This window comes from Pseudomonas koreensis, assembly GCF_012986595.1.
GTDB lineage: Bacteria > Pseudomonadota > Gammaproteobacteria > Pseudomonadales > Pseudomonadaceae > Aquipseudomonas > Aquipseudomonas koreensis.
In genome coordinates this window covers 391,724-418,391 of record NZ_JAAQYM010000001.1, presented here as the reverse complement: position 1 = coordinate 418,391, position 26,668 = coordinate 391,724, and the positions used below count along the sequence as shown (strand labels likewise).

Here is a 26,668-nt window from a genome sequence, read left to right as displayed (position 1 = left end):
CAGGCCCTGGCTCTATGGGGCACTTCGCACCCCAGCGGGAGCAAGCTCCCTTGCCACAATGCATCTGCCGCGATTTAGCGCTGCACCGCCACCAACATCATCATCGGCCGCTCTCGCTCTTCAGCCAGCGCCGGTTGCGCGGCCACCTCTGCATCGCTCGGCCCCCATTCATTGATGTGGCGAATAGTGAAGCCAGCGCCAATCAGTGAATTCAGCAGCGTGCCCATCGTGCGGTGCTGCTTGATCACCCCTTCAGCCAGCCAGTTCGTCACGCGCTCACCCTCCAACTGATAACTGTCCAGCGGCCAGTGCTTGCGACCGTCACTGTCGATCAGCCAGCCCGGGTTGCGCGGGGCCATGAAGATCGGATGCTCAATGGAAAACACAAAGTGCGAACCGGGTTTCAGCGCCGCGTACAGATGAGCGAACAGCCCCGGCAGATTCTTGATGTAGTGCAGCGCCAGCGAGCTGTAGGCCAGATCGAAGCTGCAGGCCGGCAAGTCGAGATGCTCAAGATCGGCGCGTTCGTAGCGGATGTTCGCCGCCGTGGTGGTTTCGCGGGCCCGCTCCAGCATCTTTTCCGAGACATCCAGGCCCAGCACATGGGCGGCGCCGTGTTCACTGGCCCAGCGGCTGAACCAGCCATAGCCGCAACCGAGGTCGACCACATTCAAGTCGTGCATCGCTGGCAGCAACGCCTTGAGCGCCGGCCACTCCGGCGCGGCATCGAGGCCGCCGATGGAGCGGTTCATCTGGCTGTAACCCTGGAAAAATTCCGGATCGTCGTAAATGTTTTGCGTCATGGAGGAAGTGCTCTTTGGAGTTCGGTGATCAGCGGCACAGGGGCCGCGCCATGGAGTCCCTCGAAAGTGAAAACGCGTATTCGTCGATGGCCGCGCAGGGGGAGGGTGGTGGGTGATGGGGAAATGCTAGCGGAGAGACGGATTTGCATTCAACCTTGCTGCAAAACCTTCAACGCTGCCGAAGCCAGAAACCCCGAGCGGCTTTTCTTTTTTGATCAACACTATAACCACCAAACGGTCATCGTCTTTTGTTCGGCTTGGGGTCAAGAACCAGTCCAGGCGGGGCGTGGGGTCGGGAGGATGGGTATGTTGCTGGTCTTTACGAGCCGATATGGTAAATCCCAGACACAAAAAAACCGGCCCTGTAGGCCGGTTTTTTCTGTTCCTGCATCCCCCGTCTTAACCGCGACGTGAGACCCAATTGAGTGGAGCGGGTAGAGGGAATCGAACCCTCAACTAAAGCTTGGGAAGCTTTCGTTTTGCCACTAAACTATACCCGCTCAAAGCGGCTGACTTTGTACCAGAGTCGGGCGCGGATTTGAAGTTTTCTTTTGCACGCAGTGCGTTACAACTTTGAAAACGGTCACTCGCGGGCGAGTCGGGCAGGGGCGATACGTTGATGTTCGAGCCTGCCGACTCGCGCGCGACGACGCTTTTTCAAATCGCCAGTGCATGGTGTTCCTGAACGAACGAGTAACGCGTTCGACTCGACTGCTGGGACGGTTTCAGGAAACCGAGCAGGGCGGTCTGGCTATCGCGGCATGCAGCCTTGTGCTCCATGTCGAGAAAGTGCCCGGTGGCCTGCAGTGTGGTGAAGGTGCTCTGCGCCACGTGGTTACCGAATATCCGGGCGTCTTCGGCGGCAGTGTATTCATCCCATTCGCCGTTAAGGAACAGCACCGGCACGTTGATCTTCTTCGCCGCATTCAGGTAGCACTGGCGATCGCTGTGCAGCACATCGTTGATGTGAAAGTGCATCTGCCCGTATTCGTGCTCGGCCAGGCTGCTGACGTGGCGGTAGTTGAAGCGCTTGAACAGTGACGGCAGGTGTTTGCCGATGGTGTTGTTGACCAGATGCCCGACGCGGTCACCGTCGCGCTGGCCGAGGTAATCGACACCGCGCTCCAGATAATCAAGCATGTGCGCGTTGATCACCGGCGAGAACGAGCTGATCACGGCTTTTTCGATGCGCCGCGGCTGGTGGGACAGGGCAACCAAGGTGGCCGCACCGCCCCAGGAAAACGACAGCACATGCTCGGCGCCGAAGTGGTCGATCAGCTCCAGCAGAATCTGCCCTTCGACTTCCTTCGTCAGATGTTTCTCGTGACGGTTGTGGATCTTTGATCTGCCCGCGTAGGGCTGGTCGTAGCAGACCACGTTGAATTGCGGGTGCAGGTTTTTCACAGTCTGTGCAAACGACGCAGTCGTGGCCATCGAGCCGTTGACCAGGATGATGGTCTTCTCTGCGGCGTCTGCGCGATAGAACTCCGTGTAAACCCGATACTGACCCTGTATATCCAGCACAGCGATTTCTGGCCTCATGTCATAAGACTCCTGGCAAGCAAGCGGGTATGCGCGCAAATAGAGATTGCACGAGCTTTGTGACAGGTAGGCATACGCCTGGAATGTGCTTGGCCCATGTCGATCCATGACTGCGGTCGACGGGTGTTGTTATTGGCGGGCAGTTTGCCGGCTGAGGCGCAGCCCAAGGGGCTGACGACCGGCAAAAAGTTTCTTAGAGGTATGGTGTGACTCATCGGTCACAATTTGGCCGACGTCCTGATTCAAGCAGTGGGAGAGGGATCGCGCAAGTGCCGTTGGTAAATTGTTCGACAACTTCTGCTGAGCGGTCGCCGGCTTAGAACAAATGAATCTCTTCGGTGCGCAAAGCGCGGTACTCGCCCGGTTTTAGCGCGTCATCGAGCTGCAGCGGCCCCATGGATTCGCGGTGCAGGCGCAGTACTTTATTGTTGAAGTGGCCGAACATGCGCTTCACCTGATGGTAGCGGCCTTCGACGATGCTCAGGCGCGCCGCTTTCGGGCCGAGCACTTCGAGCTGCGCCGGTTGCGTGGTCAGGTCTTCGAAGGCGAAGTAGATGCCCTCGGCAAACGTGAGCGCATACTCCGGGCCGATCGTCTGTTCGGTCTCGACGTAATAGACCTTCGGCAGTTTGGTCTGCGGTTGGGTCAGGCGTCGTGACCAGCCGCCATCGTTGGTAATCAGCATCAGCCCGGTGGTGTTGAAATCCAGGCGCCCGGCGATGTGCAAGTCGTCCTTGTCCGGTTCATCGATCAGATCGAGGACGGTCGGGTGTTGTGGATCGCGGGTAGCGCTGACGCACCCCGGCGGCTTGTGCAGCATGAAGTAGCGCGCCGGTTTACCGCGCTGCAGGATTTCTTCGTCGACTTCGACGCGGCTGAATTCCAGCACTTCGCTGTGCGGGTCGCTGACGACTTTTCCGTCAATCCGCACGCGCTTTTCCACCAGCAACAGGCGAACCTGCTGACGGTTGTAGCGGGGCAGGTTGCTGAGGAAACGATCAACGCGCATGTTCAGGTTTCGATGGAAGACGGGGCGCGCATCTTACGGGATCGGCCGCGCCGCTGCTTGCAGTTGCGCCTCGACCTGAGCGCAGCGCGGGCACAGGCAGGACTTGTCGCGCAGCGCCGCCGGCAGCGCTTCGAGCACCGCCGGATCGATGCTCACGCCGTAGCACCAGCAGGCCCGGTCGGCGGTGCGCGGGTCGGCCAGGCTGCAGTCGTTGCGGGCGCCGCAGGCCGGGCAGAGGTCGGGTTTAACGTCGGAATCAGGCATAAGTCGAGTGAGGCATTTCCACGCAGGTGCGGTTACGGCCAGTTTGCTTGGCCCGGTACATCGCATGATCGGCCCGGGACAGTAGCGTGTGCAAGGTGTCATCCGCTTGCAGGGTGGTGGCGCCGATGCTCACGGTCAGACTCAGGCGGTGACCATCGTAGGCATATTCCTGTTGTTCGACGTGTTGGCGGATCTTCTCGGCAATCTTCTGACCGGTGTCGCCGTCGGTGTCCTTCAGCAACACGATAAATTCCTCACCGCCCCAGCGGCAGACGATGTCGGAATGGCGCAGGCAACTCTGCAGGTCGCGGGCGAAACCGATCAGCACCTGATCACCGGCCAGGTGTCCGTAGGTATCGTTCAAGTTCTTGAAGTGATCCAGATCGAGCAGCAGCGCAGTCAGCGGCTTGGGCTCGCGTTGCGCTTCGTGCAGGGCTTGTGCGGCGAGCAGGTCGAAGCCACGGCGATTGGGCAATTCGGTAAGACTGTCGAGGGTCGCCTGCGCCTGGATCTTGCGCTGGTAACGGCGGATCACCCGGTTGAGCAGGGCCAGTACGCCCAGGGTCACTAGCAGACAGATCAGCAGATTGAGATACAGCGACTGGCGGATGTCACTCAGCGCACCGTCCTCGCGCTTGTCGACGAACAGGTACCAGTTCAACTCCGGAATAAACCGTACGTTAAGGAAATGCCCCTGACCGTGGGCGGAATATTCGTAGCTGCCACTGTGCGGTTTGGGTAACTGGCTGACCAGACCTTTCATGCTATCGAGCTCGCCGAGGCTCTGACCGATATGCGCGCCTTGCGGCCCGCCCTCGGCACCGGTCAGTACCAGTCGGCCGAAGGTGTCGACGAAATACACGCTGCGTTGATAGCGCTGCTGGTACTTGTCGATCAGTTTGATCACGGCGTCCACCGTCAGGCCCACGCCGGCGGCGCCGATGAAGCGGTTGTCGTAGTCATAGACCTTGTAGTTGATGAAGAACGTCAGGTTGTCCTTGTTGGCCAGGTCCGGGTCGACGTTGATCTCGTACGGGTCTTTCATGTCGCGTACGCGAAAGTACCAGGCGTCGCGCGGCTCATCGATCTTGACCTGCTTGAGCACGCCCTTGGCGTGATAGTAGGTGTGGCTGCTGTTGGAGACGAAGAACGCGGTGTAAGCGCCGTAATGGGTCATCACCTCGTTCAGATAGCGGGTCATCTGCAACGGGTCTTTTTCGCCGTTCACCACCCAGTCACGCATGAAGGTGTCGCGGGACATCATCGAGGAAATCAGGATCGGTCGGACCAGGTCTTTCTGGATTTCCGAATAGACCGTGTCGGATGTCAGCGGCAGTTCGGTGTTGACGATGCTGTCGCGGATCGACGCCCGGGAGGCGTAGTAGCTGAGCAGCGAGGTGGCGAGGAAGCCGGCGCCGAGCAGCGCGACCAGTGTCAGGACCAGGGAGCGTTGCGAGTACAGCGCAGATCTGTGCGGCATAGACGTTTCCGTTGGCATTGACCCGATGGCAGCATTCTAATGGCACTGCCGGGAAATAACTGCTTCATGCGCGGCGCGAATGGTCGTTCCTGAATTCCCCTTGAGGTGTCATTCCCGCAGGAGGAGCAACACCGCTGATCTGAAGCCTGCCCGAGTCCGGCACTTGCCCCGGGCCTGACAGTCAAAACCTTGTCGGCCGCGCTGTCCTGCTGCGGCCGTGGGTCTTTCAGGAGGCCGTCATGCATACGTTTAAACTGTTGCGTCGAGTGCTGCTGGGGGCGGTGCTCGGCCTGGGCTTGTCCGGTTGTTATTACTACGCCGGTCCTTACGATGCTTACCCCGCCACTTACTACTATCCCGGCTATTACTCGCCGTATTACTACGGCGGTTATTACGGACCGCGTTACTACGGAGGAGGCCGTTATTACTACGGTGGCTATGGCTATCGCGGCGGCTATGGGCGCGGTTACCACGGCGGCGGCTATCACGGTGGTCACCGCTAGGCAGCGGCTGAATGACAGTGTTTTCCAAATGAACAGGATTTCATTAATCACTTGTTTCAACTTGTTACGGAAACGCACCAGATTCGGAAAACGCTGTCAGATATTTCGTCAGTCACCGAATAAACGACTGATGCCTGCCAGCGTCGCTGGTGCGGCTACCCGCGGTCCAGGAGGCCGCCATGTATCGACGAATTCTTCTACTTGCTGCGATGATGTTTTCCGTTGCCGGTTGCGCTCCCTACTCCTACGCAGACAGTTATTACAGCTCGGAGGTCTACACCTCACCCGCACCGGCTTACTACAACACTGGCGGCACTTACTACAGCGGTGGCAGCACCTACTACTCGGCTCCGCGCTACTATCAGGCGGCTCCGCGCTACTACCAACCGGCCCCGCGTTATTATTCGGCGCCACGTTACTACCAGCCAGCGCCGCGCTACTACGAGAGCCGCCGTTGGCACGACAACGATCGCGGGCGTTGGGACGGTCACCGCGGTGGCGGCTGGGACCGCGACCGGGGCGGGCGTGATCATCACGGCAACCGGGGTGACCACGGCGGGCGAGGCGGTCGCTGGTAATCATCCGCAAACAAAAAAGCGGCGCATTGAGCGCCGCTTTTTTTGTGCCTGCGATTTGCCGGGCAGTCAGTAGCTCGTCAGATCCGCCAGCGGATGCCGACCTTCCCACACCTTGTGAAAATGCGCCTCGACCACCGCGTCCGGCACGGTATTGACGTCCGGCCAATGCCAGTGCGGTTTCTGATCCTTGTCGATCAGCCGCGCCCGCACCCCTTCGCTGAACTCCGGATGCCGACAGCAATTGAGGCTCAAGGTGTATTCCATCTGAAAGACTTCCGCCAGTGACAGGTAGCGGGCGCGGATGATCTGTTCCCAGACCAGGTGCGCGGTCAATGGGGAGCCTTCGCTCAGGGTCTTCGCGGCGCGGGCGATCAGCGGGTCGCTGCTGTCGCGTTGCAGGCTGATGGCTTTCCAGGCGCAAGCCACGTCACTGACGTCGAGCAGTTCGTCGATCGACTGACGACGCGGCAGCCACTGCGCTTCGGGCATTTGCCCTACGGCTTCCTGTTGCAGGGCCTTGAGCAGACTGTTGAGCTGCACGTCGGTCTGTTCCTGCCAGTTCAGCTGCAGCAGACCTTCGATCAGCTCCGGTTGCTGTTCGTCGAGCAGGAAGCGGTCGGCCAGATCCAGATCGATCGCATCGCGACCGTTCATGTGCGCGCCGGTCAAACCGAGGAACAAGCCGAGCTTGCCCGGCAAACGTGAGAGAAACCAACTGGCACCCACATCCGGGTACAGACCAATGGTGATCTCCGGCATCGCCAGACGGCTGCTCGGTGTGACGATCCGCGTGCTCGCGCCCTGCAGCAGGCCCATCCCGCCGCCGAGCACGTAACCGTGACCCCAGCAGATCAGCGGTTTGGGGTAGGTGTGCAGGCTGTAGTCCAGGCGATATTCCGCCGCGAAAAACTGCGCGGCCAGGGGCGGGACTTCACCGGGATGGGCGCGGCAGGCTTCCACCAGGCTGCGCACTTCACCGCCGGCGCAGAACGCTTTGGCACCGTTGCCGCGCAGCAGCACGCAGACGATTTGCGGGTCCTTGGCCCAGGCATTCAGTTTGTCGCTCAGGGCGTTGATCATCGGCAAGGACAGTGCGTTGAGCGACTTTTCAGCGTCCAGGCTGGCGATCCCGAGGCGGGCGCCGTCGGTGCCGGTGAGTTCTTCGAAGTGCAGATTCATCGTGACCTCGATCGGGAATTTGAACGATCAGTATGATCGCTGTGTGGGAAAGTGCCGGATCTGCGTCAGATCAATTGACAAGCATGGGCGGGTTTCCTAGGGTTCGCCCCAATTGTTTTCGCCGGATGTAACCATGACTGCTGACGACCGTATCAAACTCGAACCGAGCTGGAAGGAGGCACTGCGTGCTGAGTTCGACCAGCCTTACATGGCAGAGTTGCGCAACTTTCTGCAGCAGGAGCGGGCAGCCGGCAAGGAAATCTATCCGCCGGGCCCACTGATTTTCAACGCGCTGAACTCCACACCGCTGGACAAGGTGAAAGTCGTCATCCTCGGTCAGGACCCGTACCACGGCCCGGGTCAGGCCCATGGCCTGTGCTTCTCGGTGCAACCGGGCGTGCCGGCACCGCCGTCGCTGGTCAATATCTATAAAGAGCTGAAACGCGACCTGAACATCGACATCCCCAACCACGGCTACCTGCAAAGCTGGGCCGATCAGGGCGTGTTGATGCTCAACACCACCATGACCGTCGAGCGCGCCAACGCCAACGCGCACAAGGACAAGGGCTGGCAGTTTTTCACCGACCGGATCATTGAACTGGTCAGCGAACGGCAGCCGCATCTGGTGTTCATGCTGTGGGGCGCGCATGCGCAGAGCAAACAGAAGCTGATCGATGCGACCAAGCACCTGGTGCTGACGTCGGTGCATCCGTCGCCGTTGTCGGCGTATCGGGGATTCCTGGGCTGCGGGCATTTCAGCCGGACCAACAAGTTTCTCGAGCAGAATGGCGAAACGCCGATCGAGTGGCGGTTGCCGCCGGTTTGACCGGCTGAGTAAATCTGTGGCGAGGGAGCTTGCTGCCGCTCGGCTGCGTAGCAGGCGCAAAACCTGTGATTTCGGTCTGCCAGAAGCACCCGGTTCATGGATGTCGGGTCTGCTGTGCAGCCCAGCGGGAGCAAGCTCCCTCGCCACAGTGACTCGGTGTTACCCAGGATTTCGGTTCCAGTATTTGAACAACGGCTCCGCCAGAAACAGCACGAACAACAGCCGCATCACTTGCATCGCCGTCACCAGCGGCACCGACAGTTGCAGGGTCTCCGCCGTCAGACTCATCTCGGCAATCCCGCCGGGCATCATGCCCAGCGTCAGCGAGCGCAGATCCAGACGGGTCAGCGCACTCAAGCCCAGCGCCGCCAATGTGGCGATCAACATGGTCAGCGCCGTGCCGATCAACGTACGCCCCATGAATGACGGCGCGCGGCGGAAGAACTGTCGGTTGAAGTGACAGCCCAGCCCGCTGCCGATCAGCCACTGGCCGATCTGGCTGCCACCGTCGGGCAGGCCGATATGCAAATCCCAGGCAATGCTCACCGTGGCACTGACCAGCAGTGGCCCGAACAGCCAGGGGTTGGGTTGGCGCAAACGCTGCCAGAGCCAGGCGAGCAGGGCGCCTGTAGGAAACAGGATCGCCAGCCAGCGCCAATCGACGTTGCCGGCGTGGGAAATCGGCGTACCGTCCCCGAGCAGATACTTGAACGCAGCCGGCACGCACAGCACCACCACCAGCACCCGCAGACTTTGCCCCGCCGCTACGTGGCTGAGCAGCGCGCCGTTGCGTGCGCCGAGGTTGACCATCTCCCCGGAGCCGCCGGGCATGCTCGAGAAAAACGCCGTGGCGCGATCCTCGCCGGTGCGACGCATCAACCATACGCCGACGACTGCCGACAGACTGGTGACCAGCGCACCGAAGAAGATCAAACCGAAATGACTCAGTACCTGCTCCATCACCAGCGGAGTGAAGTGCAGGCCGATGCCGATGCCGACGATCCATTGGCCGCATTTGCGGCCGCCGGGGATTTCCGTGAGTTGCCACGGGGTCAGGCAGCGCACCAGGATGATCGCCAGCAACGAGCCGACCATCCACGGTAGAGGCCAGCCGATCTGGCTGGCGATAAAACCGCCAAGCAGACCGACCAGCGGGGTGGCCCACCAGCTTCTGAGGGACGACCGATCAGACATCGGCGATGGCGCGTTGCGCCGCCGAACGCTTGCGCCAGATGCGCAGCAACGGCAGCAGCAACATGATCGCGGTCAGGATCCACACGCCGAAAGTGATCGGGCTCGACCAGAGGATTTCCAGCGCACCGTTGGAGATCGACAGCGCGCGACGCAGGTTTTGCTCCATCAGGCCGCCAAGAATGAAGCCCAGCAGAACCGGCGACAACGGGAAATCCAGTTTGCGCAGGATGTAACCGAAGATACCGATGCCGACCATCAGGAACAGGTCGAAGGTGGTCGCATGCACCGCGTACACGCCGATCCCGGTGATGATCGCGATCACCGGCACCAGCGCCCAGTTCGGTACGGCGAGGATGCGGGTGAAGATGCGGATCATCGGGATGTTCAGGATCACCAGCATGATGTTGGCGATGAACAGCGACGCGATCAGGCCCCAGACGATGTCCGGTTGTTGCTGGAACAGCAGCGGCCCCGGGGTGATGTTGTACAGCGACAGGGCGCCGATCATCACCGCGGTGGTGCCCGAACCGGGAACGCCGAGGGTCAACATCGGCACCAGCGCGCCACAGGCCGAAGCGCCGATCGCGGTTTCCGGGGCCGCGAGGCCTCGGGCGTCACCCTGACCGAATTTGCCGCTGGTACCGGCGATGCGTTTTTCGGTCATGTAGGCCACGGCACTGGCGAGCGTCGCGCCGGCACCCGGCAACACGCCCATGATGAACCCCAGCAAGCCACAACGGATGTTCACCACGAACACCGACGCCGCTTCCTTGAAGTTGAACATCATGCGTCCGGTGGCTTTCACCGCTTCCTGCCCGCGATGGGTTTTTTCCAGCAGCAGGAGGATTTCACTGACCGAGAACAGACCCAGCACCAACACCACGAACTGGATGCCGTCGGTCAGGTGAATGTTGTCGCCGGTGAAGCGGTATACGCCGCTGTTGGCGTCGATGCCGACGGTCGACAGGAACAGCCCGATCAACGCCGCAATAAACGTCTTCAACGGACGGTCGCCGGCCATGCCGCCAAGGCAGACAATCGCGAACACCATCAACACGAAGTATTCCGCCGGGCCGAAGGCAATCGCCCATTTCGCCAGCAGCGGGGCGAACAGCACCATGCCGCAAGTGGCGATGAACGCACCAATGAACGAACTCCACGCCGACAGCGACAGCGCCACCCCGGCCAGGCCCTGACGCGCCATCGGATAACCGTCGAGGGTGGTCATCACGGTGGAAGCTTCGCCCGGGATGTTGAGCAGGATCGAACTGATCCGCCCGCCGTATTCGCAGCCCAGGTACACCGCAGCCAGCAGAATCAGCGCCGACTCCGGCGGCAGGCCGAGGGCGAACGCGATCGGGATCAGCAGGGCCACGCCATTGATCGGACCGAGGCCCGGCAACAGCCCGACCACGGTGCCGATCAGCGTGCCGGTCAGGGCCGTGACCAGGTTGTACGGACTCAGCGCAACGCCGAAGCCCTGACCCAAATAACCGAGAGTATCCATATCAGTTCTCCAGAACGTCGAGCAGGCCCAGAGGCAGCGGAACGTCCATCAGACGGTCGAACAGCAGGTACAGACCAATGGCCATCAACGTCGTCACCACAATGCTCGGCAGCCAGCGACCGCCATACAGGCGCGCCATCGGGATGCCGATCAGGATGCTGCTGAGAATGAAGCCCAGTGGTTCGAACAGGCCGGCGAAGACCAGCAGCAACAGCACGCAGATGCTGATCTTGGTCAGGGTTTCGCGGTCCAGCGGTGGCTCGTCTTCGCTGTGTTTGATCGGCGCCGGACGAAACACCATGTACAGCAGCGCCAGGCCCATCAGGCCAAGCATCAGCAGGGGAAAAGCGCGTGGGCCCACCGGTTCGTAAGAAAAAGCCGCTTGATACGGCCACGCCATCAGCGCCAGGCCGACGCAGGCCAGCAACAGCACCGAAGCGAAAATGCGTTGTAAGAGCATGGGAAACTCCTGTGCCGTGGCCTCGATGCGCGAGGCCACGACCGCTAGCTAGACAGAGACGATCACTGAATCAGGCCGAACTCTTTGGCCAACACCTTGTAGTCCGCGACCTGCTTCTTCACGTAGGTGTCCAGTTCCGGACCGGTCATGGCGAAAGGGAACAGTTCACGCTGATCGCGCAGCTTGGCGAAGTCGTCCGAGGCCAGCAGTTTGTCGAACGCGTCTTTCCACCAGGCGTAGTCCTCGTCGCTGACTTTTGGCCCGAGGTAGAAACCGCGCACCACCGGCCAGACGATGTCGTAGCCTTGCTCGCGGGCGGTCGGGATGTCCTTCATTTCCGGCTCGTCGATGCGCTTGTCGGCGAACACTGCCAGCAGGCGCATGTCACCGCTCTGGATGTGCGGCATGGAGTCGGAGATGTCGGTGCTGCCGACCTGGATGTGACCGCCGAGCAGAGCAGTGGCGATTTCGCCACCGCCTTCGAGGGCAACGTAGCGCAGGTCACGCGGGTTGATCCCGGCAGCCTTGGCGATCAGTGCGGTCTGCATCCAGTCCTGGCTGCCGACAGTGCCGCCGGAACCGATCACCACGGAGCTCGGATCTTTCTTCAAGGCTTTGACGAGATCGTCGAGGGTCTTGTAGGGCGAATCGCTTTTCACCGCGATCGCGCCGTAGCTGGTGCCGACGGCGGCCAGCCAGCGCACGTTGGTTTCATCGAAGCGGCCGAACTTGCCTTGCGCCAGGTTCAACAGCGAACCGCTGGACCACGCCACCAGCGTGCCGGCATCGGCCGGGCGCTGGGCCACCACCGCGTTGTACGCCACCGCGCCGACACCGCCGGGCATGTAGGTTACGCGCATCGGTTTGGTCAGCAGTTTTTCGTTGACCAGTGCGCTCTGCGCCAGTTTGCAGGTCAGGTCGAAACCACCGCCGGGGGAGGCGGGGGCGATGCATTCCGGGCGTTTCGGTTCGGCCATCAGTTGGCCGGCGAACAGCATGACGCCAGCGGTCAGAGCAACTTTACGCAGTGATAAGTTCATTCAAGTCTCCACAGTCTTTTTGTTGTAAGGGTTTTATGTAGGAGCTGCCAAAGGCTGCGATCTTTTGATTTTCCGATTTTTTGATCACAGCGCCCCGGCGTTTCAATCAATTACCAAAGGGCAACGCTATAGCTCACCAGCAGACGCACTTCATCGGCATCGCGAGCCGAGTAGTTGGAACGGTAAGTGGCATTACGCAAACGCACGGCGACATCCTTCAAGGCGCCGCTTTGTACTACATATTTGATCTCGGTGTTGCGCTCCCACTCTTTGCCTTCTTCGCCGTTCTTGAGCTTGATGTTGTCACCGCTCAGGTAGCGGCTCATGAACGACAGGCCGGGGATGCCGAGGCGCGCAAAGTCAAAGTCGTAACGGGCTTGCCACGAGCGTTCTTCGGCGCCAGCGAAGTCGTTGATCTGCACGAAGTTGACCAGATACGGGTCGCTGCCATCGACATACGGGAAGGCGCTGTCGCCGGACATGTGCTGGTAACCGGCCGTGAACTTGTGGCCGCTCAAGGCGTAGCTGACCAGGCCGTTGAGCGAGCGGTTGTCGATCTCGCCGCCACGGGCTGCGCCCTGATCGTCACTGACGGCAAAGCGCAGGTCAGTGGCGAACGTGCCCGGACCCATCGGCCGCGAGGCAACGAGGCCGAAGAAGTGCTGGTTGTAGACTTCATCGAGTTGGGCGAAGTGGTAGCTGCCGGTGATCTTGTCGGTGAACTTGTAGTCCACGCCGGCGAAGTCGAAATGCTTGCCGGCGACGGTACCGGCAAAACGGCTGTTCTTGTTGTTGAGGGCAATGTCCTCGAAGTCGGTGCTGTCGCGGTCCTTGGCCTTCTCCAGGCGGCCACCGGTGAAGGTCAGGTTCTTGATCTCTTTGGAGGTCAGCAAGCCGCCTTCGAACGTCTGCGGCAGAATGCGCCCGTCGTTCGGTTTGAGGATTGGCAGTTCCGGGATCAGGCTGCCGATTTTCAGTTCGGTGGCGGAGATTTTCATTTTCCCGGTCAGGCCGACCTTGGAATATTCGTTGGCGGCGCGCCCATCATCGTGGGTCGGCAACAGGCCGGTGCCGGTACGGTCCGGGCTCGAATCCAGTTTGACCCCGAGCATGCCCAGCGCATCGACACCAAACCCGACGGTGCCGTCGGTGTAACCCGACTGCAGGTTGAGCATGAAACCCTGCGCCCATTCATCGCGCTTGCTTTGCTGGGCACTGGTGCCGTCGCGAAAGTCGCGGTTGAAGTACATATTGCGGGTTTCGAAGGTGGCGGAACTGTCTTCGATGAAGTCGGCATGGCTCAGCGGCGAGAAGCCGGCGAGGGCCGCAGTGCTGGCGAGGGTGGCGTGGCGCAAACGAGAAGGACGAACAGGCGTAGAAGCCTTGGTCTGCAAGGACGGCATGCGGGTGTACTCCGTTTATTGTTCTTATTGGTCGAAAACGCTTCGAGGCGTTTTTCGTATCGCTGTGTGGCAGCAGCGACGGCAGTCGAAACTGTCCGTGACCGGACTCTAACGACCCAACCTTTCGCTAACCTTTCAGCTGGATTTCGCGGTTTTCGGGCTTCACAGCGACGGTTGCGGCTGTAAACTCCGCGGCAAAGAGTGGCGTCGGCCATCCCTGAATGAGGTAGAGATCCATGCGTGTTCTGCTCGTCGAAGACCATCTGCAACTGGCCGAAAGTGTCGCCCAGGCGCTCAAGAGCACCGGTCTGACCGTGGACGTGTTGCACGATGGCGTGGCTGCTGACCTGGCCTTGGGCAGCGAGGAATACGCGATGGCGATCCTCGATGTCGGCCTGCCGCGCATGGACGGTTTCGAGGTGTTGGCGCGCCTGCGCGCGCGGGGTAAAAACCTGCCGGTGCTGATGCTGACAGCGCGCAGCGATGTAAAAGATCGGGTCCACGGGCTCAATCTCGGCGCCGACGATTACCTGGCCAAGCCGTTCGAGCTGACCGAACTCGAAGCCCGGGTCAAAGCCCTGCTGCGGCGCAGTGTGCTCGGCGGCGAACGTCAGCAGCGTTGCGGCGTGCTGGCCTATGATCTGGACACCCGGCGTTTCAGCCTCGGCGAAGAATTGCTCACCTTGACCTCGCGCGAGCAGGCGGTGCTCGAAGCATTGATCGCTCGCCCGGGACGGGTGATGAGCAAGGAGCAACTGGCCGCTCAGGTGTTCGGTCTCGACGAAGAAGCCAGCCCCGACGCCATCGAAATCTACGTGCATCGTCTGCGCAAGAAACTCGACGGCCAACCGGTGGCGATCGTGACCTTCCGCGGCCTCGGTTATTTGCTGGAAAGCCGCGATGCATAAGCCCAGCAGCCTGCGCTGGCGGTTGCTGTGGAACCTCGCGTTGCTGCTGGTGGTGTTGATGCTCGCCAGTGGCTTGAGCGCCTACTGGAACGGGCGCGAAGCCGCCGACACCGCCTACGACCGCACCCTGTTGGCCTCGGCGCGGACCATCGCCGCCGGCCTGTCGCAGCGCGACGGCACACTCAGCGCCGATGTGCCTTACGTGGCCCTCGACACCTTCGCCTACGACAGTGCCGGGCGGATTTATTACCAGGTCAACGACATCCATCAGAAGCTGATTTCCGGCTATGAAAACCTGCCCGGGCCGCCACCCGGCACGCCACGCACCGATGACTATCCGGCGTTGGCGCGCTTCTACAACGCGACGTATCGCGGGCAGAACGTGCGCGTGGTCAGTCTGCTCAAAGCGGTGACCGAGCCGAACATGAACGGCATGGCGGAAATCCGTGTCGCAGAAACCGACGAGGCGCGGGTCGCCATGGCCCGCAGTCTGGCGGCCGACACCCTGTTGCGCCTGGGCATGCTGGCGATCGGCGCCCTGTTGCTGGTGTGGTTTGCGGTGAGTGCCGCGTTGCGTCCGCTGGAGCGCTTGCGCACGGCGGTGGAAGAGCGTCAGCCCGACGATTTGCGGCCGCTGCCGCTGGTCGAGGTGCAACGGGAATTGTGGCCGCTGGTACGGGCGCTCAATCATTTCACCGAACGGTTGCGCGGGCAGTTCGAGCGACAGGCGCAGTTCATCGCCGATGCCGCGCATGAGTTGCGCACACCGTTGGCGGCGCTGAAGGCGCGGCTCGAGCTGGGGTTGCGTTCCAGCGAGCCGGAAACCTGGCGCACAACCCTGGAATCATCGGCGCAAAGCACCGATCGCCTGACCCATCTGGCCAATCAATTGCTGTCGCTGGCGCGGGTGGAAAACGGTGCACGGGCGATTGCCGAGGGCGGGGCGCAACTGCTCGATCTGAGTCAACTGGCCCGTGAGCTGGGCATGGCCATGGCGCCGCTGGCCCATGCGCGCGGTGTCGCGCTGGCGCTGGAGGCGGATGAGCCGGTGTGGTTGCGCGGCGAGCCGACCTTGCTCAACGAACTGCTGAGCAATCTGGTGGACAACGCCCTGGCGCATACCCCACCGGGCGGCAACGTGATTTTGCGGGTGTCAGCACCGGCGGTGCTGGAGGTCGAAGATGACGGCCCGGGGATTCCGCTGGAAGAACGAGACCGCGTGTTTGAGCGCTTCTACCGGCGCAACCAGCAGGTCGCGGGTTCCGGGCTGGGGCTGGCGATTGTCGGAGAGATCTGCCGGGCGCATCTGGCGCAAATTACCTTGCATGATGGCGAGCAGGCCGGTTTGAAAGTTCGGGTGAGTTTTATTGCCGGATAGCAGCCGAGATGGTTTTTGTGGTGAGGGAGCTTGCTCCCGCTCGGCTGCGCAGCAGTCGTGATCCTGAGTGCACGGTTTGTCTGATGAAGGGAGGCCGCCTGGTTTTGGGGCCGCTTCGCAGCCCAGCGGGAGCAAGCTCCCTCGCCACGATCAGTAAAACATCGTCCGCGATTCTTCCAGATCCGCGCACAGTGCAGTGTTCTCTGGGTCGATCCCCAGTTTGCGAAACGCCGGGACACTCAACGGATCGATCCGGGCAAACGGATGATCGCTGTCCTTGTGGCAATACAGGCTCGCCACTTGCACCAGATCGACGTAATCGATCTTCAGTGAATCGCGCTTGAAGTCCTGATACAGCCCCGGCAACGCCACCAGTTGCTCGGGAAATTCCCAGACCCGCAACAACTTGTCGCCCAGCAGCGGGTGAATGTGGTCGATCACATGGTTGAGGCTGACCGGGTCCGACAGCAGCTCGTAATGATCTTCGGCGTAGGTCAGGATCGGCAGCACGCCAATCTGATGCACCAGTCCGCCGAGAGCCGCCTGATCAGGTTTGAGCTGGGTGTAGCGCCGGCACAACGCGTAGCTGACGCCGGCGATTTCCAGGCTCTTGCGCCAGACGTCACGCATTTTCTGTTCGACCACGTCGGAGCGGGCGTGGAAGATCTGTTCCATCACCAGGCCGATGGCCAGGTTGCTGCTGTAGTTCACGCCCAGCCGGGTGATGGCGGTGTGCAGGTCGGTGACTTCCTGGGTGGCGCGCAGCAACGGGCTGTTGACCACTTTGATCAGGCGCGCCGATAACGCCGTGTCCCGGCCGATGACTTTGCTCAGGGTGCTGACGCTGATTTCCGGGTCTTCGGCGGCCTTGCGGATTTGCAGGGCCACTTCCGGTAACGTTGGCAGAACCAGGTCATCGTTATCGATGGCCTCAACCAAATCCTGTTGGACTTTATCCGCCAGCTCGCTCATGTAGATTCTCTAGGGTGTTGCATAAGGCTGCGGTCAGCGCTGGATTTCGCGGTCGCGATCCAGTTCATAGGGCAAGTCGAGCAAATGCAGGGCCGGCCCTTCGAGGGCGCCCAGGTGCAAATCACCCGCTTCGGCAGCTTCGGCCTGCAACACCGCCAGCAGTTCAATTTTTTCTTCACCGCGAGCGGCCAGCACCACTTCGCCGATGGCACTGCCGTGGCTTGGAGCGAACAGCGGGGTGCCCGGCTCCGGCAGTTCGGCTGCATCCAGTTGTGCGCGATACAGGCGCCGCTTGAGCTTGCCCAGGTACTGCATGCGCGCGACGATTTCCTGGCCGGTGTAGCAGCCTTTCTTGAAACTCACGCCGCCGACGGCTTGCAGGTTGAGCATCTGCGGGATGAACAGCTCGCGGGTGGTCGGCATGACCTGACCGATGCCGGCGCGGATCTGCCCCAGCAACCATTGGTTCAGCTCGCCTTCAGGCAGGGCAGCGGCCAGTTGGGTCTTGAGGGTATCGGCCTGATCGGCCGGCACCCAGAGTTCGGCACGATTGGGCGAGACACGAAGGGCGATCAGACCGGCGCTGCGCACCACGCTGTCGGTTTGTGCAGGCAACGCCAGACCGAGGCTGCTCAGTGCCGCGTCGCCATATTCCAGACCAAAACGCACCCAGGCGGCGCTTTCGTCGGTCAATTTGGATTTGGAGAACACGGCGTACTTTTTCAGGTCCGCCAGTTGCGGCTCCAGCAACTCGCTGGCCATCGCCAGCAGCACGCCATCGCCGTCGAGCAGAATACGGAAGCTGGACTGCATCCGGCCTTTTTGCGTGCAGCGCGCGCCAAGGCTGGCCTGACTGTCGCTGAGGTAATTGAGGTTGCAGGTCAATTGGCCTTGCAGGAACTTGCCGGCATCCACGCCGCGAACCGCGAGTACGCCTTCATGAGACAGGGTGCAGAAAAAAGCAGAATCGGCCATGGGTCATCGCAGGGTAAAAAGTCTGGGGCACATCATAAGGGCGCGTTGTTGAAATGGGTAGTTGATAAAGGATCGGAGGTGCCCGACCAAAGCCGACTGTGCGACCCGCGCCGGGGCTGTATACTGCGCGCCTATTTGAGGAGGGCTCCATGGTCGAACAAGTTGAACTCAATCGCCTCTTCTGGCACAGCCGTCGCGGCATGCTGGAACTTGACGTGCTGCTGGTGCCGTTCGTGAAAGAGGTGTATCCGCACCTCAACCAGGTCGATCGCGATTTGTATGTCCGTCTGCTGACCTGTGAGGATCAGGACATGTTCGGCTGGTTCATGGAGCGCAGCGAATCCGAAGACCCTGAGCTGCAGCGCATGGTCCGGATGATTCTGGACCGTGTTCAGCCCAAGTAACACGTTCGAATGCCGCTGGCATGCCTCACGGCAGCTGCTGGCGGCGTATCTGTTGGCCCAGGCGTTCGCTCTGGGTGCTTTGACTCTGCTTTCGATTCCGCTCTGGGCCAGTCTGCTTGGGGCTTTTGCCTGTCTGGCACACGGGGTTTGGGTGTTGCCACGGCAGGTGCTGTTGACGCATCCCGAGGCATTTTGCGGTTTGCGGCGTGATGCCGATGGCTGGCAGTTGTGGAATCAGGCCGGCGGCTGGCAAGCGGCGCAACTGCGCCCCGACAGCCTGGCGCTGCCGCTGATCGTGGTGCTGCGGTTTCGTTTGCGTGGGGAGTGGCGCGTCAGATCGATCTGCGTACCACGCGACGCGCAGGCGGCGGATGTGCACCGACGCCTGCGGGTGCGGCTCAAGTTCAGCCGGCGTAGGTGGGCGGCACCAGAATAGTGTCGAGTGCCTCGGGCAGCAGGTTCGGGTAGTCGAGGGTGTAATGCAGGCCGCGACTTTCCTTGCGTTCCATCGCCGAGCAGATCATCAGTTCAGCGACCTGCGCCAGATTGCGTAACTCGATCAGGTCGCGGCTGACTTTATAGTTGCTGTAGAACTCGTCGATCTCGTCCAGCAACAGGCGCACCCGGTGCTGCGCCCGTTGCAGGCGCTTATTGGTGCGCACGATGCCCACGTAGTCCCACATGAAGCGCCGCAGTTCGTCCCAGTTGTGCGCGATGATCACGTCTTCGTCGGAATCGGTCACCTGACTGGCATCCCACTCCGGCAGGGCTTTCGGGGCACTGATGTCGTCCAGTTGCGCAAGAATGTCCGCCGCCGCCGAACGCGCATAGACAAAGCATTCGAGCAGCGAGTTGCTGGCCATGCGGTTGGCGCCGTGCAAGCCGGTGAAGCTGGTTTCGCCAATCGCGTACAGCCCCGGCACATCGGTGCGACCGTGCTGGTCGACCATCACCCCACCACAGGTGTAGTGCGCCGCCGGCACAACCGGGATCGGCTGTTTGGTGATGTCGATGCCGAAGCCCAGGCAGCGCTCGTAAACGGTCGGGAAGTGGCTTTTGATGAACGCTTCAGGCTTGTGGCTGATGTCGAGATAGACGCAGTCGACGCCCAGACGCTTCATTTCATGGTCGATGGCCCGGGCAACGATATCGCGCGGCGCCAGTTCCGCTCGTTTGTCGAAACGTGGCATGAAGCGTTCGCCGTTAGGCAGCTTCAGATGTGCACCTTCGCCGCGCAGGGCTTCGGTGATCAGGAAACTCTTGGCCTGTGGGTGATACAGGCAGGTGGGGTGGAACTGGTTGAATTCCAGGTTCGCCACCCGGCAGCCCGAACGCCAGGCCATGGCGATGCCGTCACCGCAGGCGCCGTCAGGGTTGCTGGTATAAAGGTAGACCTTGGCCGCGCCGCCCGAGGCGAGGATCACGAAGCGCGCGCCGTAGGTGTCGACTTCGCCGGTGGCGCGATTCAGCACGTAGGCACCGAGGCAGCGCTCGCCGTCCATGCCCAGGCGCCGTTCGGTGATCAGATCAACGGCGACCCGCTGTTCGAGCAACTCTATATTGGTGCGTTGTCTGGCCTGGGCGAGCAGGGTGGTGAAAATCGCCGCGCCGGTGGCATCGGCGGCGTGGATGATGCGCCGATGACTGTGACCGCCTTCGCGGGTGAGGTGAAATTCGAAACCACCGTCTTCGGTGCCGGACTGTTCGTCGCGGGTGAACGGGACGCCTTGATCGATCAGCCACTGAATAGCCTCGCGACTGTGCTCGACGGTGAAGCGCACCGCGTCTTCATGGCAGAGGCCGCCGCCGGCATTCAGGGTGTCATCGACGTGGGATTCGACAGTATCGGTATCGTCCAGCACGGCAGCGACGCCGCCCTGGGCCCAATAGGTCGAGCCGTTGGCCAGATCACCTTTGCTCAATACGGCAATGCGCAGATGACCCGGCAGGGTCAACGCAAGACTCAAACCGGCAGCGCCGCTGCCAATGACCAGAACATCGTGTTGAAACTGTTGGCTCATTTCAGGATTCCGCTCAAAGCGACCCGGATCGGGGGTGGCGCATGACCGCTGGATCGGCGAGTCAAGACAGCCACACAGCCCACTAGTATATAGAGGGGGGGAGCGGCACAATAGCCGGGCTCGTATGGCATTGTGAAACTACTGTGACGACAATTGCTTGACGCTTCGTCGGACGTTTTTTTCTGTCGTTTTGGGAAAAGGCGACTGTATCGAGGATGAAACAGGCTTTTTCAACGCATGGTCGCTCAATGTCGCTTCAGCATGACTATAAATAATTGGAACTTTTGCCAGAGGCCCAAGATCAATAGACAGTTGCCAGAAACACGGGACAGTGTCGGCTTCAATGCAGAACCTGCGGTTGGGTTTTTGCCGGCGAACCGATGACAAGATTATTCGCGCAGCCGGTTTATCCCGCGCTGCGTTTTTCGTGCGTGCCAAATCAGAGCCCGCAGGAAACTTGCCTGGAGGGGGAGAACTTTTGCGAAAAGCCCGAGTCTATGTTTGCAAGTCTGGTCGTTTAGTTATGCAAGCCTCCTCCATGCTTATCGAGGAGTGTTCATGCTAACCCAGGAAGAGGATCAGCAGCTGGTCGAGCGCGTTCAGCGTGGCGACAAGCGAGCTTTCGATCTGCTGGTGCTGAAATATCAGCACAAAATTCTCGGGTTGATCGTGCGTTTCGTGCACGACACCCATGAAGCCCAGGATGTGGCTCAGGAAGCCTTTATCAAGGCCTACAGAGCATTAGGAAACTTTCGCGGAGACAGCGCGTTCTATACGTGGCTTTACCGCATTGCCATCAACACGGCAAAAAACTATCTGGTTTCACGCGGCCGCCGGCCGCCGGATAGCGATGTAAGTTCTGAAGATGCAGAGTTCTACGACGGCGATCATGGCCTCAAGGATCTCGAATCACCGGAACGCGCATTGCTGCGGGATGAGATCGAAGGCACCGTCCATCGAACCATTCAGCAACTGCCAGAGGATTTGCGTACGGCGTTAACTTTACGTGAATTCGATGGTCTGAGTTACGAGGACATTGCGAGCGTCATGCAGTGTCCGGTGGGTACCGTGCGCTCTCGGATTTTCCGCGCCCGGGAGGCCATCGATAAAGCCCTGCAGCCGTTGTTGCAGGAAAACTGAGACAGCGGCGACAGCCAAGAGAGGAACGCCATGAGTCGTGAAGCCCTGCAGGAATCGCTGTCCGCAGTGATGGATAACGAAGCGGACGAACTGGAATTGCGTCGAGTGATCAATGCACTGGACGATGTTGAAACCCGTGAGACCTGGGCTCGTTATCAGATCGCTCGGGCAGCCATGCACAAGGATCTGCTGCTTCCGCGTCTGGACATCGCTGCGGCAGTCTCTGCTGCGCTGGAAGACGAAACGGCCCCGGCCAAAGTATCCCGTGGCCCATGGCGCAGCCTTGGTCGTCTGGCCGTCGCCGCTTCGGTGACCGTTGCCGTATTGGCCGGTGTTCGCCTGTACAACCAGGACGAAATCGCGGGTGTGGAGCTGGCTCAGCAGTCCAATCAGCCTTCGCTGGTAGCTCCGCAAGCCAAAGGCCCGGCAGTGCTGGCAGGCTATAAGGAAAGCTCGGAAACCACAGGCCCAATGGCCAATGGCGTTCTGCAAGGTCAGCCAGGCTGGCATGATCAGCGTCTGCCAGGCTACCTGCGCCAGCATGCCCAACAGGCTGCGTTGAAAGGTACTGAAAGCGCCTTGCCTTATGCGCGTGCAGCAAGCATGGAAAACCGTTAAGGAGGATCATGCGCGCCATACCTCTACTTTCGCTTCTGCTCAGTGGCTGGTTTGTTGTTCCAGCGCACGCCGACGAGGCCCAGGACTGGTTGACCCGTCTGGGCCAGGCCGAGCAGCAGCAAAGCTTCCAGGGCACCTTCGTCTACGAGCGTAACGGTAGTTTTTCTACCCATAACATCTGGCATCGTGTCCAGAATGGTCAGGTCCGCGAGCGGCTGGTTCAGCTCGACGGCTCTGCACAGGAAGTCGTGCGCATTGATGGGCATACTCAATGCGTCAGCGGCACCCTGATTGCGGGTTTGGGAGACTCTCCCAACTCGACCGCTCGTGCGCTTGATCCTCAAAAGCTGAAAAACTGGTATGACCTTGCTGTCATCGGCAAGTCGCGCGTGGCCGGGCGGGATGCGGTGATCGTATCGCTGACGCCGCGAGACCAGCATCGCTATGGCTTTGAACTGCATCTGGACAAACAGACGGGCCTGCCGCTCAAGTCATTGCTGCTCAATGACAAGGGGCAGTTGCTCGAACGTTTCCAGTTCACCAGCCTTGATACCGCCGAAGTTCCATCGGACAAGGATCTGCAAGCCGGCGCCGAGTGCAAGGCAATCAAGCTCGACAGCGACAAGGCTTCAGCGGTGAAAACTGCTCAGCTCTGGCATTCCGACTGGCTACCGCCAGGCTTCGAACTGACCAGCAGCACCTCGCACAAAGACCCGGAAACCAAAACCCAAGTCAACAGCCTGATGTACGACGACGGGCTGGCGCGATTCTCGGTGTTCCTCGAACCACTCAACGGTGCAACAGTGACCGATACCCGCACGCAGTTGGGCCCTACGGTCGCTGTGTCCCGCCGCCTGACGACGCCTGAGGGCGAGATGATGGTGACGGTGGTCGGCGAAATTCCAATCGGCACTGCCGAACGGATTGCTTTGTCGATGCGCAACGATGGCGCTGCAACCAGCAAGCAGTGAGCTGATTTCAGTCACTTCCACCTCTTCGTCGAGTCGTAGATGAAATGTTTGCTCAGCATTTTCATTTGCAAATCACCCAAAAGTTTTTTATAGGTCAGAGCCTCACGGCTCTGGCCTTGTATGTTGTTCCCGGAACAAAAATACCGGCCTGCGGTTCCCGGTGTTCCTTGCTCCATATCGCTTAACCCTGCTCGTCGTAACGGGAGCTGTATGTCGATACTTAGCTTGAAGTCTTATCTCTCCATCTTTGCCACCGTGCTGGTGCTAGGTCAGGCTGTCCCTGCTGCCCAGGCGGCTGACCTGCCGGATTTCACCCAACTGGTTGAACAGGCCTCGCCGGCAGTGGTGAACATCAGTACCACGCAGAAACTGCCGGATCGCAAAGTGAACCAGCAGATGCCTGATCTGGAAGGCTTGCCGCCGATGTTGCGCGAGTTCTTCGAGCGCGGCATGCCGCCTCAGCAGCGTTCGCCGCGCGGTGATCGTCAACGTGAAGCGCAATCGCTGGGTTCGGGCTTCATCATCTCTGCCGATGGCTACATCCTGACCAACAACCATGTGATTGCCGACGCCGACGAAATCCTCGTGCGCCTGGCTGATCGCAGTGAAATGAAAGCCAAGTTGATCGGCACCGATCCACGTTCCGACGTGGCCCTGCTGAAAATCGATGGCAAGGATCTGCCGGTGCTCAAGCTCGGCAAGTCCCAAGACCTGAAGGCCGGTCAGTGGGTCGTGGCGATCGGTTCGCCATTCGGCTTTGACCACACCGTGACCCAAGGCATTGTCAGCGCCGTCGGCCGGAGCCTGCCGAACGAAAACTACGTTCCCTTCATCCAGACCGACGTGCCGATCAACCCGGGTAACTCCGGTGGCCCGTTGTTCAACCTCAATGGTGAAGTTGTCGGCATCAACTCGCAGATCTACACCCGCTCCGGTGGCTTCATGGGCGTGTCGTTCGCCATCCCTATCGATGTGGCGATGGACGTTTCCAATCAGCTGAAGAGCGGTGGCAAGGTCAGCCGTGGCTGGTTGGGCGTCGTTATTCAGGAAGTGAACAAGGATCTGGCCGAGTCGTTCGGTCTGGATAAGCCGGCCGGTGCACTGGTTGCGCAGATCCAGGATGACGGTCCGGCAGCCAAGGGCGGCCTGCAAGTAGGCGACGTGATCCTGAGCATGAACGGCCAGCCGATCGTCATGTCTGCCGACCTGCCACATCTGGTGGGTGCACTGAAGGCGGGTGCCAAGGCCAGCCTTGAAGTGATTCGTGACGGCAAGCGCAAGAATGTCGAGCTGACTGTCGGCGCGATTCCGGATGAGGACAAAGAGCTGGCAGCACTGCCGAAGTCCGGCGCGGAAAGCAGCAGCAACCGCCTCGGCGTTTCGGTGGTTGAACTGACCGCTGAGCAGAAGAAAACCTACGACCTCAAAGGCGGGGTGGTCATCAAGGAAGTTCAGGACGGTCCTGCGGCCTTGATCGGTCTGCAGCCGGGTGATGTGATCACTCACCTGAACAATCAGGCGATCGGCTCTACCAAGGAGTTCGCCGACATTGCCAAGGCGTTGCCGAAGAACCGTTCGGTGTCGATGCGCGTTCTGCGCCAAGGCCGGGCCAGCTTCATCACCTTCAAACTGGCTGAATAATCCGGTTGCGGTGAAATAGAAAACCGCCTCGAAAGAGGCGGTTTTTTTGTGCCTGGAACATTTGCAACGCAGAGGAGAACTCAGCCCATCATGTCCTTGATCATGCGCTCCTGTTCCATCAGCTCGCGCTGGCGGGCATCAATGCGTGAAGACAGCGGGAAGTTGCTCCCGGCCTTGCGCTTGGCAAAGTCGAGTTGCTGGATCGCCTGACGATAATCACCCACCAGCGCGAAGTACTCGGCGCGAGCCTGGTGCAGACCAATGATATTGCCGGACAGGCCGCGAGTTTCGGCGACCTGATACCACACGTCCGGATCGTTCGGACGAGACTTGAGCAAGCTGTCGAGGGCTTTCTCCGCGTCGGCGGTGCGATTCTGTTTCAGCAACAGATCGACCCGAACCTGATTCAGCGGGTAATTGCCCGGATACTGCGTGAGCATCCGGTCGACTCGCGTTTGCGCATCCGGCAGGCGGTTGTTGGTGATGTCCAGGTCGATCTGCGCGAGGTTGTAGATGATCTCGTTGGGCGACTTGGCCAGCAGTTGTTTTAGGTTCTCCCGGGCTTCATTGAGCTGACCGCCCTTGATCTGGGCGATTGCCAGGCCATAGCGCGCCACGTCGTTTTTCGGATTCTCGTCCAGTTGCGCGCGGAAACGCTTGGCGCCCAGCCCCGGGGTTTCTTCGTAGATCAGTTGTACGCGGGCGCGAATCAGTTGATAGCGCATGCTGTCTTCGATGCCACCGGCCGGTGCCTGCTCTGCGCGGTTGCGGGTGTCGGCGATACGCGATTCGGTGACCGGGTGAGTCAGCAGGAATTCCGGTGGCTTGGCGTCGAAGCGGTACTGGCGCATCAAACGCTCGAACATGGTCGGCATCGACCGCGGGTCGTACCCGGCCTTTTCCAGGTTGAGGATGCCGATACGGTCGGCTTCTTGTTCGTTCTGCCGCGAGAAGGTCCGTTGCGACTGAATCGCCGCGGCCTGTGTGCCGGCGATGGTCGCGATCCCGGCATCACCGCCACCGGCGGCGGCAATCACGATGCCGGCCAGCAACGCAGCCATCATCGGCACCTGCATCCGCTGCGAGGCCTCGACGCCACGGGCAAAGTGGCGCTGCGACAAGTGAGCCAGTTCGTGCGCCAGTACCGAGGCGTATTCACCTTCAGTCTGCGCATTGAGGAACAGCCCGCCGTTGACCCCGACCACCCCACCAGGCGCGGCGAAGGCGTTGAGTTGCGGGCTGTTGATCAGGATGAATTCCAGGCGCCGGTCGGTGACCTGACTGGTTTCTACCAGTTTGTAGACGCTGGACTCGACGTAATCCTTGAGTTGCGGGTCATTGAGCTGTGCAACCTGGCTACGCAACATTGCCAGCCAGGCGCGGCCGAGCTGGTATTCCTGTTGCGGCGAGACAATGGCAGAACTGGCGTCGCCAAGTGACGGCAGATCGTCGGCAAAGCCCGGTGAGGCGAGCAGGCAAGCGAGCGTCAGCAGGGTAGGGCGCAGAAAAGTCATGCACAAAGCCTTAGAAGACAAAGACCTTACTGTAGCCGGACACCGGGCCTGCGACCAGATATTCTAGGCGCCTCAAACACCTGAACCGGAGTGACGCAATGACTGACGCTGTGGCCCATGACTGTGAATTGGACGCCAGTGGCCTGAATTGCCCGTTGCCGTTGCTCAAGGCCAAACTGGAGCTCAACAAGCTGCCCAGCGGCGCCGTGCTCAAGGTGATCGCCACGGATGCGGGCTCGCAGCGCGACTTCCGCACCTTTGCCCGTCTGGCCGGTCATACGCTGCTGCGCGAAGAAGACGAAGCGGGCGTTTACCGTTACTGGTTGAAAAAAGCCTGA

At 60.5% G+C, this 26,668-nt stretch carries 27 protein-coding genes and 1 tRNA gene; 12 read left to right on the top strand and 16 right to left on the bottom strand.

The features are described from left to right. Positions 1-74: 74 nt before the first annotated feature. The 6 genes from HBN98_RS01990 to HBN98_RS01965 all read right to left on the bottom strand — a co-directional run bounded on the left by HBN98_RS01990 (position 75) and on the right by HBN98_RS01965 (position 5,098). Positions 75-803, bottom strand: a complete 729-nt coding sequence (locus tag HBN98_RS01990; protein ID WP_083366757.1) for a class I SAM-dependent methyltransferase — start codon at positions 801-803, stop codon at positions 75-77. A gap of 426 nt (positions 804-1,229) precedes the next feature. Then, positions 1,230-1,303: transfer RNA gene (locus HBN98_RS01985), tRNA-Gly, on the bottom strand. Positions 1,304-1,460: 157 nt separating this feature from the next. Beyond that, positions 1,461-2,345, bottom strand: a complete 885-nt coding sequence (locus HBN98_RS01980; RefSeq protein ID WP_083366756.1) for an alpha/beta fold hydrolase — start codon at positions 2,343-2,345, stop codon at positions 1,461-1,463. A gap of 316 nt (positions 2,346-2,661) precedes the next feature. After that, positions 2,662-3,354: a pseudouridine synthase gene (locus HBN98_RS01975; RefSeq protein ID WP_083366755.1), complete on the bottom strand. Its 693-nt coding sequence runs from the start codon at positions 3,352-3,354 to the stop codon at positions 2,662-2,664. A gap of 33 nt (positions 3,355-3,387) precedes the next feature. Next, positions 3,388-3,618: a cysteine-rich CWC family protein gene (locus tag HBN98_RS01970; RefSeq protein WP_064586407.1), complete on the bottom strand. Its 231-nt coding sequence runs from the start codon at positions 3,616-3,618 to the stop codon at positions 3,388-3,390. Continuing rightward, entirely contained in the window at positions 3,611-5,098 is a 1,488-nt protein-coding gene (locus tag HBN98_RS01965; RefSeq protein WP_083366754.1) for a sensor domain-containing diguanylate cyclase, read from the bottom strand. Before HBN98_RS01965 ends, HBN98_RS01970 begins: the two co-directional genes overlap by 8 nt. Before the next feature lie 239 nt (positions 5,099-5,337). On the opposite strand from HBN98_RS01965, the gene HBN98_RS01960 reads away from it, so the two are divergent. Then, a complete protein-coding gene (locus tag HBN98_RS01960) occupies positions 5,338-5,601 on the top strand; it encodes a hypothetical protein (RefSeq protein ID WP_083366753.1) in 264 nt (87 codons plus the stop codon). A gap of 179 nt (positions 5,602-5,780) precedes the next feature. Next, positions 5,781-6,179, top strand: coding sequence for a hypothetical protein (locus tag HBN98_RS01955; protein ID WP_007963255.1), 399 nt, complete (start codon positions 5,781-5,783; stop codon positions 6,177-6,179). 66 nt (positions 6,180-6,245) lie between these two features. Here HBN98_RS01955 and HBN98_RS01950 read toward each other — a convergent pair whose 3' ends face one another. Next, positions 6,246-7,358, bottom strand: coding sequence for an enoyl-CoA hydratase/isomerase family protein (locus tag HBN98_RS01950; protein WP_064586410.1), 1,113 nt, complete (start codon positions 7,356-7,358; stop codon positions 6,246-6,248). A gap of 133 nt (positions 7,359-7,491) precedes the next feature. On the opposite strand from HBN98_RS01950, the gene ung reads away from it, so the two are divergent. Continuing rightward, positions 7,492-8,184, top strand: a complete 693-nt coding sequence (gene ung, locus HBN98_RS01945; protein ID WP_064586411.1) for a uracil-DNA glycosylase — start codon at positions 7,492-7,494, stop codon at positions 8,182-8,184. Between the two features lie 159 nt (positions 8,185-8,343). On the opposite strand, the gene HBN98_RS01940 is transcribed toward ung, so the two are convergent. From HBN98_RS01940 to HBN98_RS01920, 5 genes are all read right to left on the bottom strand, one after another. After that, entirely contained in the window at positions 8,344-9,378 is a 1,035-nt protein-coding gene (locus tag HBN98_RS01940) for an AbrB family transcriptional regulator (protein WP_083366752.1), read from the bottom strand. Next, positions 9,371-10,885 carry a tripartite tricarboxylate transporter permease gene (locus HBN98_RS01935; protein WP_064586413.1) on the bottom strand — a complete coding sequence of 505 codons (1,515 nt, stop codon included), beginning with the start codon at positions 10,883-10,885 and terminating at the stop codon, positions 9,371-9,373. Before HBN98_RS01935 ends, HBN98_RS01940 begins: the two co-directional genes overlap by 8 nt. A 1-nt stretch (position 10,886) precedes the next feature. Continuing rightward, positions 10,887-11,345, bottom strand: coding sequence for a tripartite tricarboxylate transporter TctB family protein (locus HBN98_RS01930; protein WP_064586414.1), 459 nt, complete (start codon positions 11,343-11,345; stop codon positions 10,887-10,889). A 62-nt stretch (positions 11,346-11,407) separates the two neighbouring features. Further along, positions 11,408-12,385, bottom strand: coding sequence for a Bug family tripartite tricarboxylate transporter substrate binding protein (locus HBN98_RS01925; RefSeq protein ID WP_083366751.1), 978 nt, complete (start codon positions 12,383-12,385; stop codon positions 11,408-11,410). 110 nt (positions 12,386-12,495) lie between these two features. Further along, positions 12,496-13,788 carry an OprD family porin gene (locus HBN98_RS01920; RefSeq protein WP_083366750.1) on the bottom strand — a complete coding sequence of 431 codons (1,293 nt, stop codon included), beginning with the start codon at positions 13,786-13,788 and terminating at the stop codon, positions 12,496-12,498. 236 nt (positions 13,789-14,024) lie between these two features. On the opposite strand from HBN98_RS01920, the gene HBN98_RS01915 reads away from it, so the two are divergent. Together HBN98_RS01915 and HBN98_RS01910 are read left to right on the top strand one after the other, a co-directional pair. Next, positions 14,025-14,696 (top strand): response regulator, encoded by a 672-nt coding sequence (locus HBN98_RS01915; RefSeq protein WP_003222545.1) that lies wholly within the window; start codon positions 14,025-14,027, stop codon positions 14,694-14,696. Continuing rightward, entirely contained in the window at positions 14,689-16,074 is a 1,386-nt protein-coding gene (locus HBN98_RS01910) for a sensor histidine kinase (RefSeq protein WP_083366749.1), read from the top strand. The genes HBN98_RS01915 and HBN98_RS01910 overlap by 8 nt, the downstream gene beginning before the upstream one ends. A 150-nt stretch (positions 16,075-16,224) precedes the next feature. On the opposite strand, the gene HBN98_RS01905 is transcribed toward HBN98_RS01910, so the two are convergent. Together HBN98_RS01905 and ygfZ are read right to left on the bottom strand one after the other, a co-directional pair. Next, positions 16,225-17,046, bottom strand: a complete 822-nt coding sequence (locus tag HBN98_RS01905; RefSeq protein WP_064586418.1) for an HDOD domain-containing protein — start codon at positions 17,044-17,046, stop codon at positions 16,225-16,227. Between the two features lie 33 nt (positions 17,047-17,079). Then, a complete protein-coding gene (gene ygfZ / locus HBN98_RS01900) occupies positions 17,080-18,021 on the bottom strand; it encodes a CAF17-like 4Fe-4S cluster assembly/insertion protein YgfZ (protein WP_083366748.1) in 942 nt (313 codons plus the stop codon). 149 nt (positions 18,022-18,170) lie between these two features. On the opposite strand from ygfZ, the gene HBN98_RS01895 reads away from it, so the two are divergent. After that, positions 18,171-18,425, top strand: coding sequence for an FAD assembly factor SdhE (locus HBN98_RS01895; protein ID WP_003222550.1), 255 nt, complete (start codon positions 18,171-18,173; stop codon positions 18,423-18,425). Beyond that, positions 18,409-18,861 (top strand): protein YgfX, encoded by a 453-nt coding sequence (locus HBN98_RS01890; RefSeq protein ID WP_083366747.1) that lies wholly within the window; start codon positions 18,409-18,411, stop codon positions 18,859-18,861. The genes HBN98_RS01895 and HBN98_RS01890 overlap by 17 nt, the downstream gene beginning before the upstream one ends. Here the strand turns inward: HBN98_RS01890 and nadB are convergent. Beyond that, positions 18,830-20,446, bottom strand: coding sequence for an L-aspartate oxidase (gene nadB, locus HBN98_RS01885; RefSeq protein WP_064586421.1), 1,617 nt, complete (start codon positions 20,444-20,446; stop codon positions 18,830-18,832). The two genes, HBN98_RS01890 and nadB, sit on opposite strands and share 32 nt — an antisense overlap. Positions 20,447-21,004: 558 nt before the next feature. On the opposite strand from nadB, the gene rpoE reads away from it, so the two are divergent. The 4 genes from rpoE (at position 21,005) to HBN98_RS01865 (ending at position 24,816) form a co-directional block, all read left to right on the top strand. After that, positions 21,005-21,586: an RNA polymerase sigma factor RpoE/AlgU gene (gene rpoE, locus HBN98_RS01880; protein ID WP_003172477.1), complete on the top strand. Its 582-nt coding sequence runs from the start codon at positions 21,005-21,007 to the stop codon at positions 21,584-21,586. A 30-nt stretch (positions 21,587-21,616) separates the two neighbouring features. Further along, positions 21,617-22,204, top strand: coding sequence for a sigma-E factor negative regulatory protein (locus HBN98_RS01875; protein WP_064586422.1), 588 nt, complete (start codon positions 21,617-21,619; stop codon positions 22,202-22,204). An 8-nt stretch (positions 22,205-22,212) separates the two neighbouring features. Further along, entirely contained in the window at positions 22,213-23,175 is a 963-nt protein-coding gene (locus HBN98_RS01870) for a MucB/RseB C-terminal domain-containing protein (protein ID WP_064586423.1), read from the top strand. Positions 23,176-23,385: 210 nt separating this feature from the next. Next, entirely contained in the window at positions 23,386-24,816 is a 1,431-nt protein-coding gene (locus HBN98_RS01865; RefSeq protein WP_064586424.1) for a DegQ family serine endoprotease, read from the top strand. A gap of 80 nt (positions 24,817-24,896) precedes the next feature. On the opposite strand, the gene HBN98_RS01860 is transcribed toward HBN98_RS01865, so the two are convergent. Beyond that, positions 24,897-26,330 carry a M48 family metalloprotease gene (locus HBN98_RS01860; RefSeq protein WP_007963277.1) on the bottom strand — a complete coding sequence of 478 codons (1,434 nt, stop codon included), beginning with the start codon at positions 26,328-26,330 and terminating at the stop codon, positions 24,897-24,899. A gap of 98 nt (positions 26,331-26,428) precedes the next feature. Here HBN98_RS01860 and HBN98_RS01855 point away from each other — a divergent pair, with 98 nt between their 5' ends. Next, positions 26,429-26,668 (top strand): sulfurtransferase TusA family protein, encoded by a 240-nt coding sequence (locus HBN98_RS01855; RefSeq protein ID WP_064586425.1) that lies wholly within the window; start codon positions 26,429-26,431, stop codon positions 26,666-26,668.

What these genes read in the sequence shown, in the direction of transcription:
- HBN98_RS01990 (WP_083366757.1), bottom strand. Translation starts at nt 803, where the DNA reads ATGACGCAAAACATTTACGACGATCCGGAATTTTTCCAGGGTTACAGC.
- HBN98_RS01980 (WP_083366756.1), bottom strand. Translation starts at nt 2,345, where the DNA reads ATGAGGCCAGAAATCGCTGTGCTGGATATACAGGGTCAGTATCGGGTT.
- HBN98_RS01975 (WP_083366755.1), bottom strand. Translation starts at nt 3,354, where the DNA reads ATGCGCGTTGATCGTTTCCTCAGCAACCTGCCCCGCTACAACCGTCAG.
- HBN98_RS01970 (WP_064586407.1), bottom strand. Translation starts at nt 3,618, where the DNA reads ATGCCTGATTCCGACGTTAAACCCGACCTCTGCCCGGCCTGCGGCGCC.
- HBN98_RS01965 (WP_083366754.1), bottom strand. Translation starts at nt 5,098, where the DNA reads ATGCCGCACAGATCTGCGCTGTACTCGCAACGCTCCCTGGTCCTGACA.
- HBN98_RS01960 (WP_083366753.1), top strand. Translation starts at nt 5,338, where the DNA reads ATGCATACGTTTAAACTGTTGCGTCGAGTGCTGCTGGGGGCGGTGCTC.
- HBN98_RS01955 (WP_007963255.1), top strand. Translation starts at nt 5,781, where the DNA reads ATGTATCGACGAATTCTTCTACTTGCTGCGATGATGTTTTCCGTTGCC.
- HBN98_RS01950 (WP_064586410.1), bottom strand. Translation starts at nt 7,358, where the DNA reads ATGAATCTGCACTTCGAAGAACTCACCGGCACCGACGGCGCCCGCCTC.
- ung (WP_064586411.1), top strand. Translation starts at nt 7,492, where the DNA reads ATGACTGCTGACGACCGTATCAAACTCGAACCGAGCTGGAAGGAGGCA.
- HBN98_RS01940 (WP_083366752.1), bottom strand. Translation starts at nt 9,378, where the DNA reads ATGTCTGATCGGTCGTCCCTCAGAAGCTGGTGGGCCACCCCGCTGGTC.
- HBN98_RS01935 (WP_064586413.1), bottom strand. Translation starts at nt 10,885, where the DNA reads ATGGATACTCTCGGTTATTTGGGTCAGGGCTTCGGCGTTGCGCTGAGT.
- HBN98_RS01930 (WP_064586414.1), bottom strand. Translation starts at nt 11,345, where the DNA reads ATGCTCTTACAACGCATTTTCGCTTCGGTGCTGTTGCTGGCCTGCGTC.
- HBN98_RS01925 (WP_083366751.1), bottom strand. Translation starts at nt 12,385, where the DNA reads ATGAACTTATCACTGCGTAAAGTTGCTCTGACCGCTGGCGTCATGCTG.
- HBN98_RS01920 (WP_083366750.1), bottom strand. Translation starts at nt 13,788, where the DNA reads ATGCCGTCCTTGCAGACCAAGGCTTCTACGCCTGTTCGTCCTTCTCGT.
- HBN98_RS01915 (WP_003222545.1), top strand. Translation starts at nt 14,025, where the DNA reads ATGCGTGTTCTGCTCGTCGAAGACCATCTGCAACTGGCCGAAAGTGTC.
- HBN98_RS01910 (WP_083366749.1), top strand. Translation starts at nt 14,689, where the DNA reads ATGCATAAGCCCAGCAGCCTGCGCTGGCGGTTGCTGTGGAACCTCGCG.
- HBN98_RS01905 (WP_064586418.1), bottom strand. Translation starts at nt 17,046, where the DNA reads ATGAGCGAGCTGGCGGATAAAGTCCAACAGGATTTGGTTGAGGCCATC.
- ygfZ (WP_083366748.1), bottom strand. Translation starts at nt 18,021, where the DNA reads ATGGCCGATTCTGCTTTTTTCTGCACCCTGTCTCATGAAGGCGTACTC.
- HBN98_RS01895 (WP_003222550.1), top strand. Translation starts at nt 18,171, where the DNA reads ATGGTCGAACAAGTTGAACTCAATCGCCTCTTCTGGCACAGCCGTCGC.
- nadB (WP_064586421.1), bottom strand. Translation starts at nt 20,446, where the DNA reads ATGAGCCAACAGTTTCAACACGATGTTCTGGTCATTGGCAGCGGCGCT.
- rpoE (WP_003172477.1), top strand. Translation starts at nt 21,005, where the DNA reads ATGCTAACCCAGGAAGAGGATCAGCAGCTGGTCGAGCGCGTTCAGCGT.
- HBN98_RS01875 (WP_064586422.1), top strand. Translation starts at nt 21,617, where the DNA reads ATGAGTCGTGAAGCCCTGCAGGAATCGCTGTCCGCAGTGATGGATAAC.
- HBN98_RS01870 (WP_064586423.1), top strand. Translation starts at nt 22,213, where the DNA reads ATGCGCGCCATACCTCTACTTTCGCTTCTGCTCAGTGGCTGGTTTGTT.
- HBN98_RS01865 (WP_064586424.1), top strand. Translation starts at nt 23,386, where the DNA reads ATGTCGATACTTAGCTTGAAGTCTTATCTCTCCATCTTTGCCACCGTG.
- HBN98_RS01860 (WP_007963277.1), bottom strand. Translation starts at nt 26,330, where the DNA reads ATGACTTTTCTGCGCCCTACCCTGCTGACGCTCGCTTGCCTGCTCGCC.
- HBN98_RS01855 (WP_064586425.1), top strand. Translation starts at nt 26,429, where the DNA reads ATGACTGACGCTGTGGCCCATGACTGTGAATTGGACGCCAGTGGCCTG.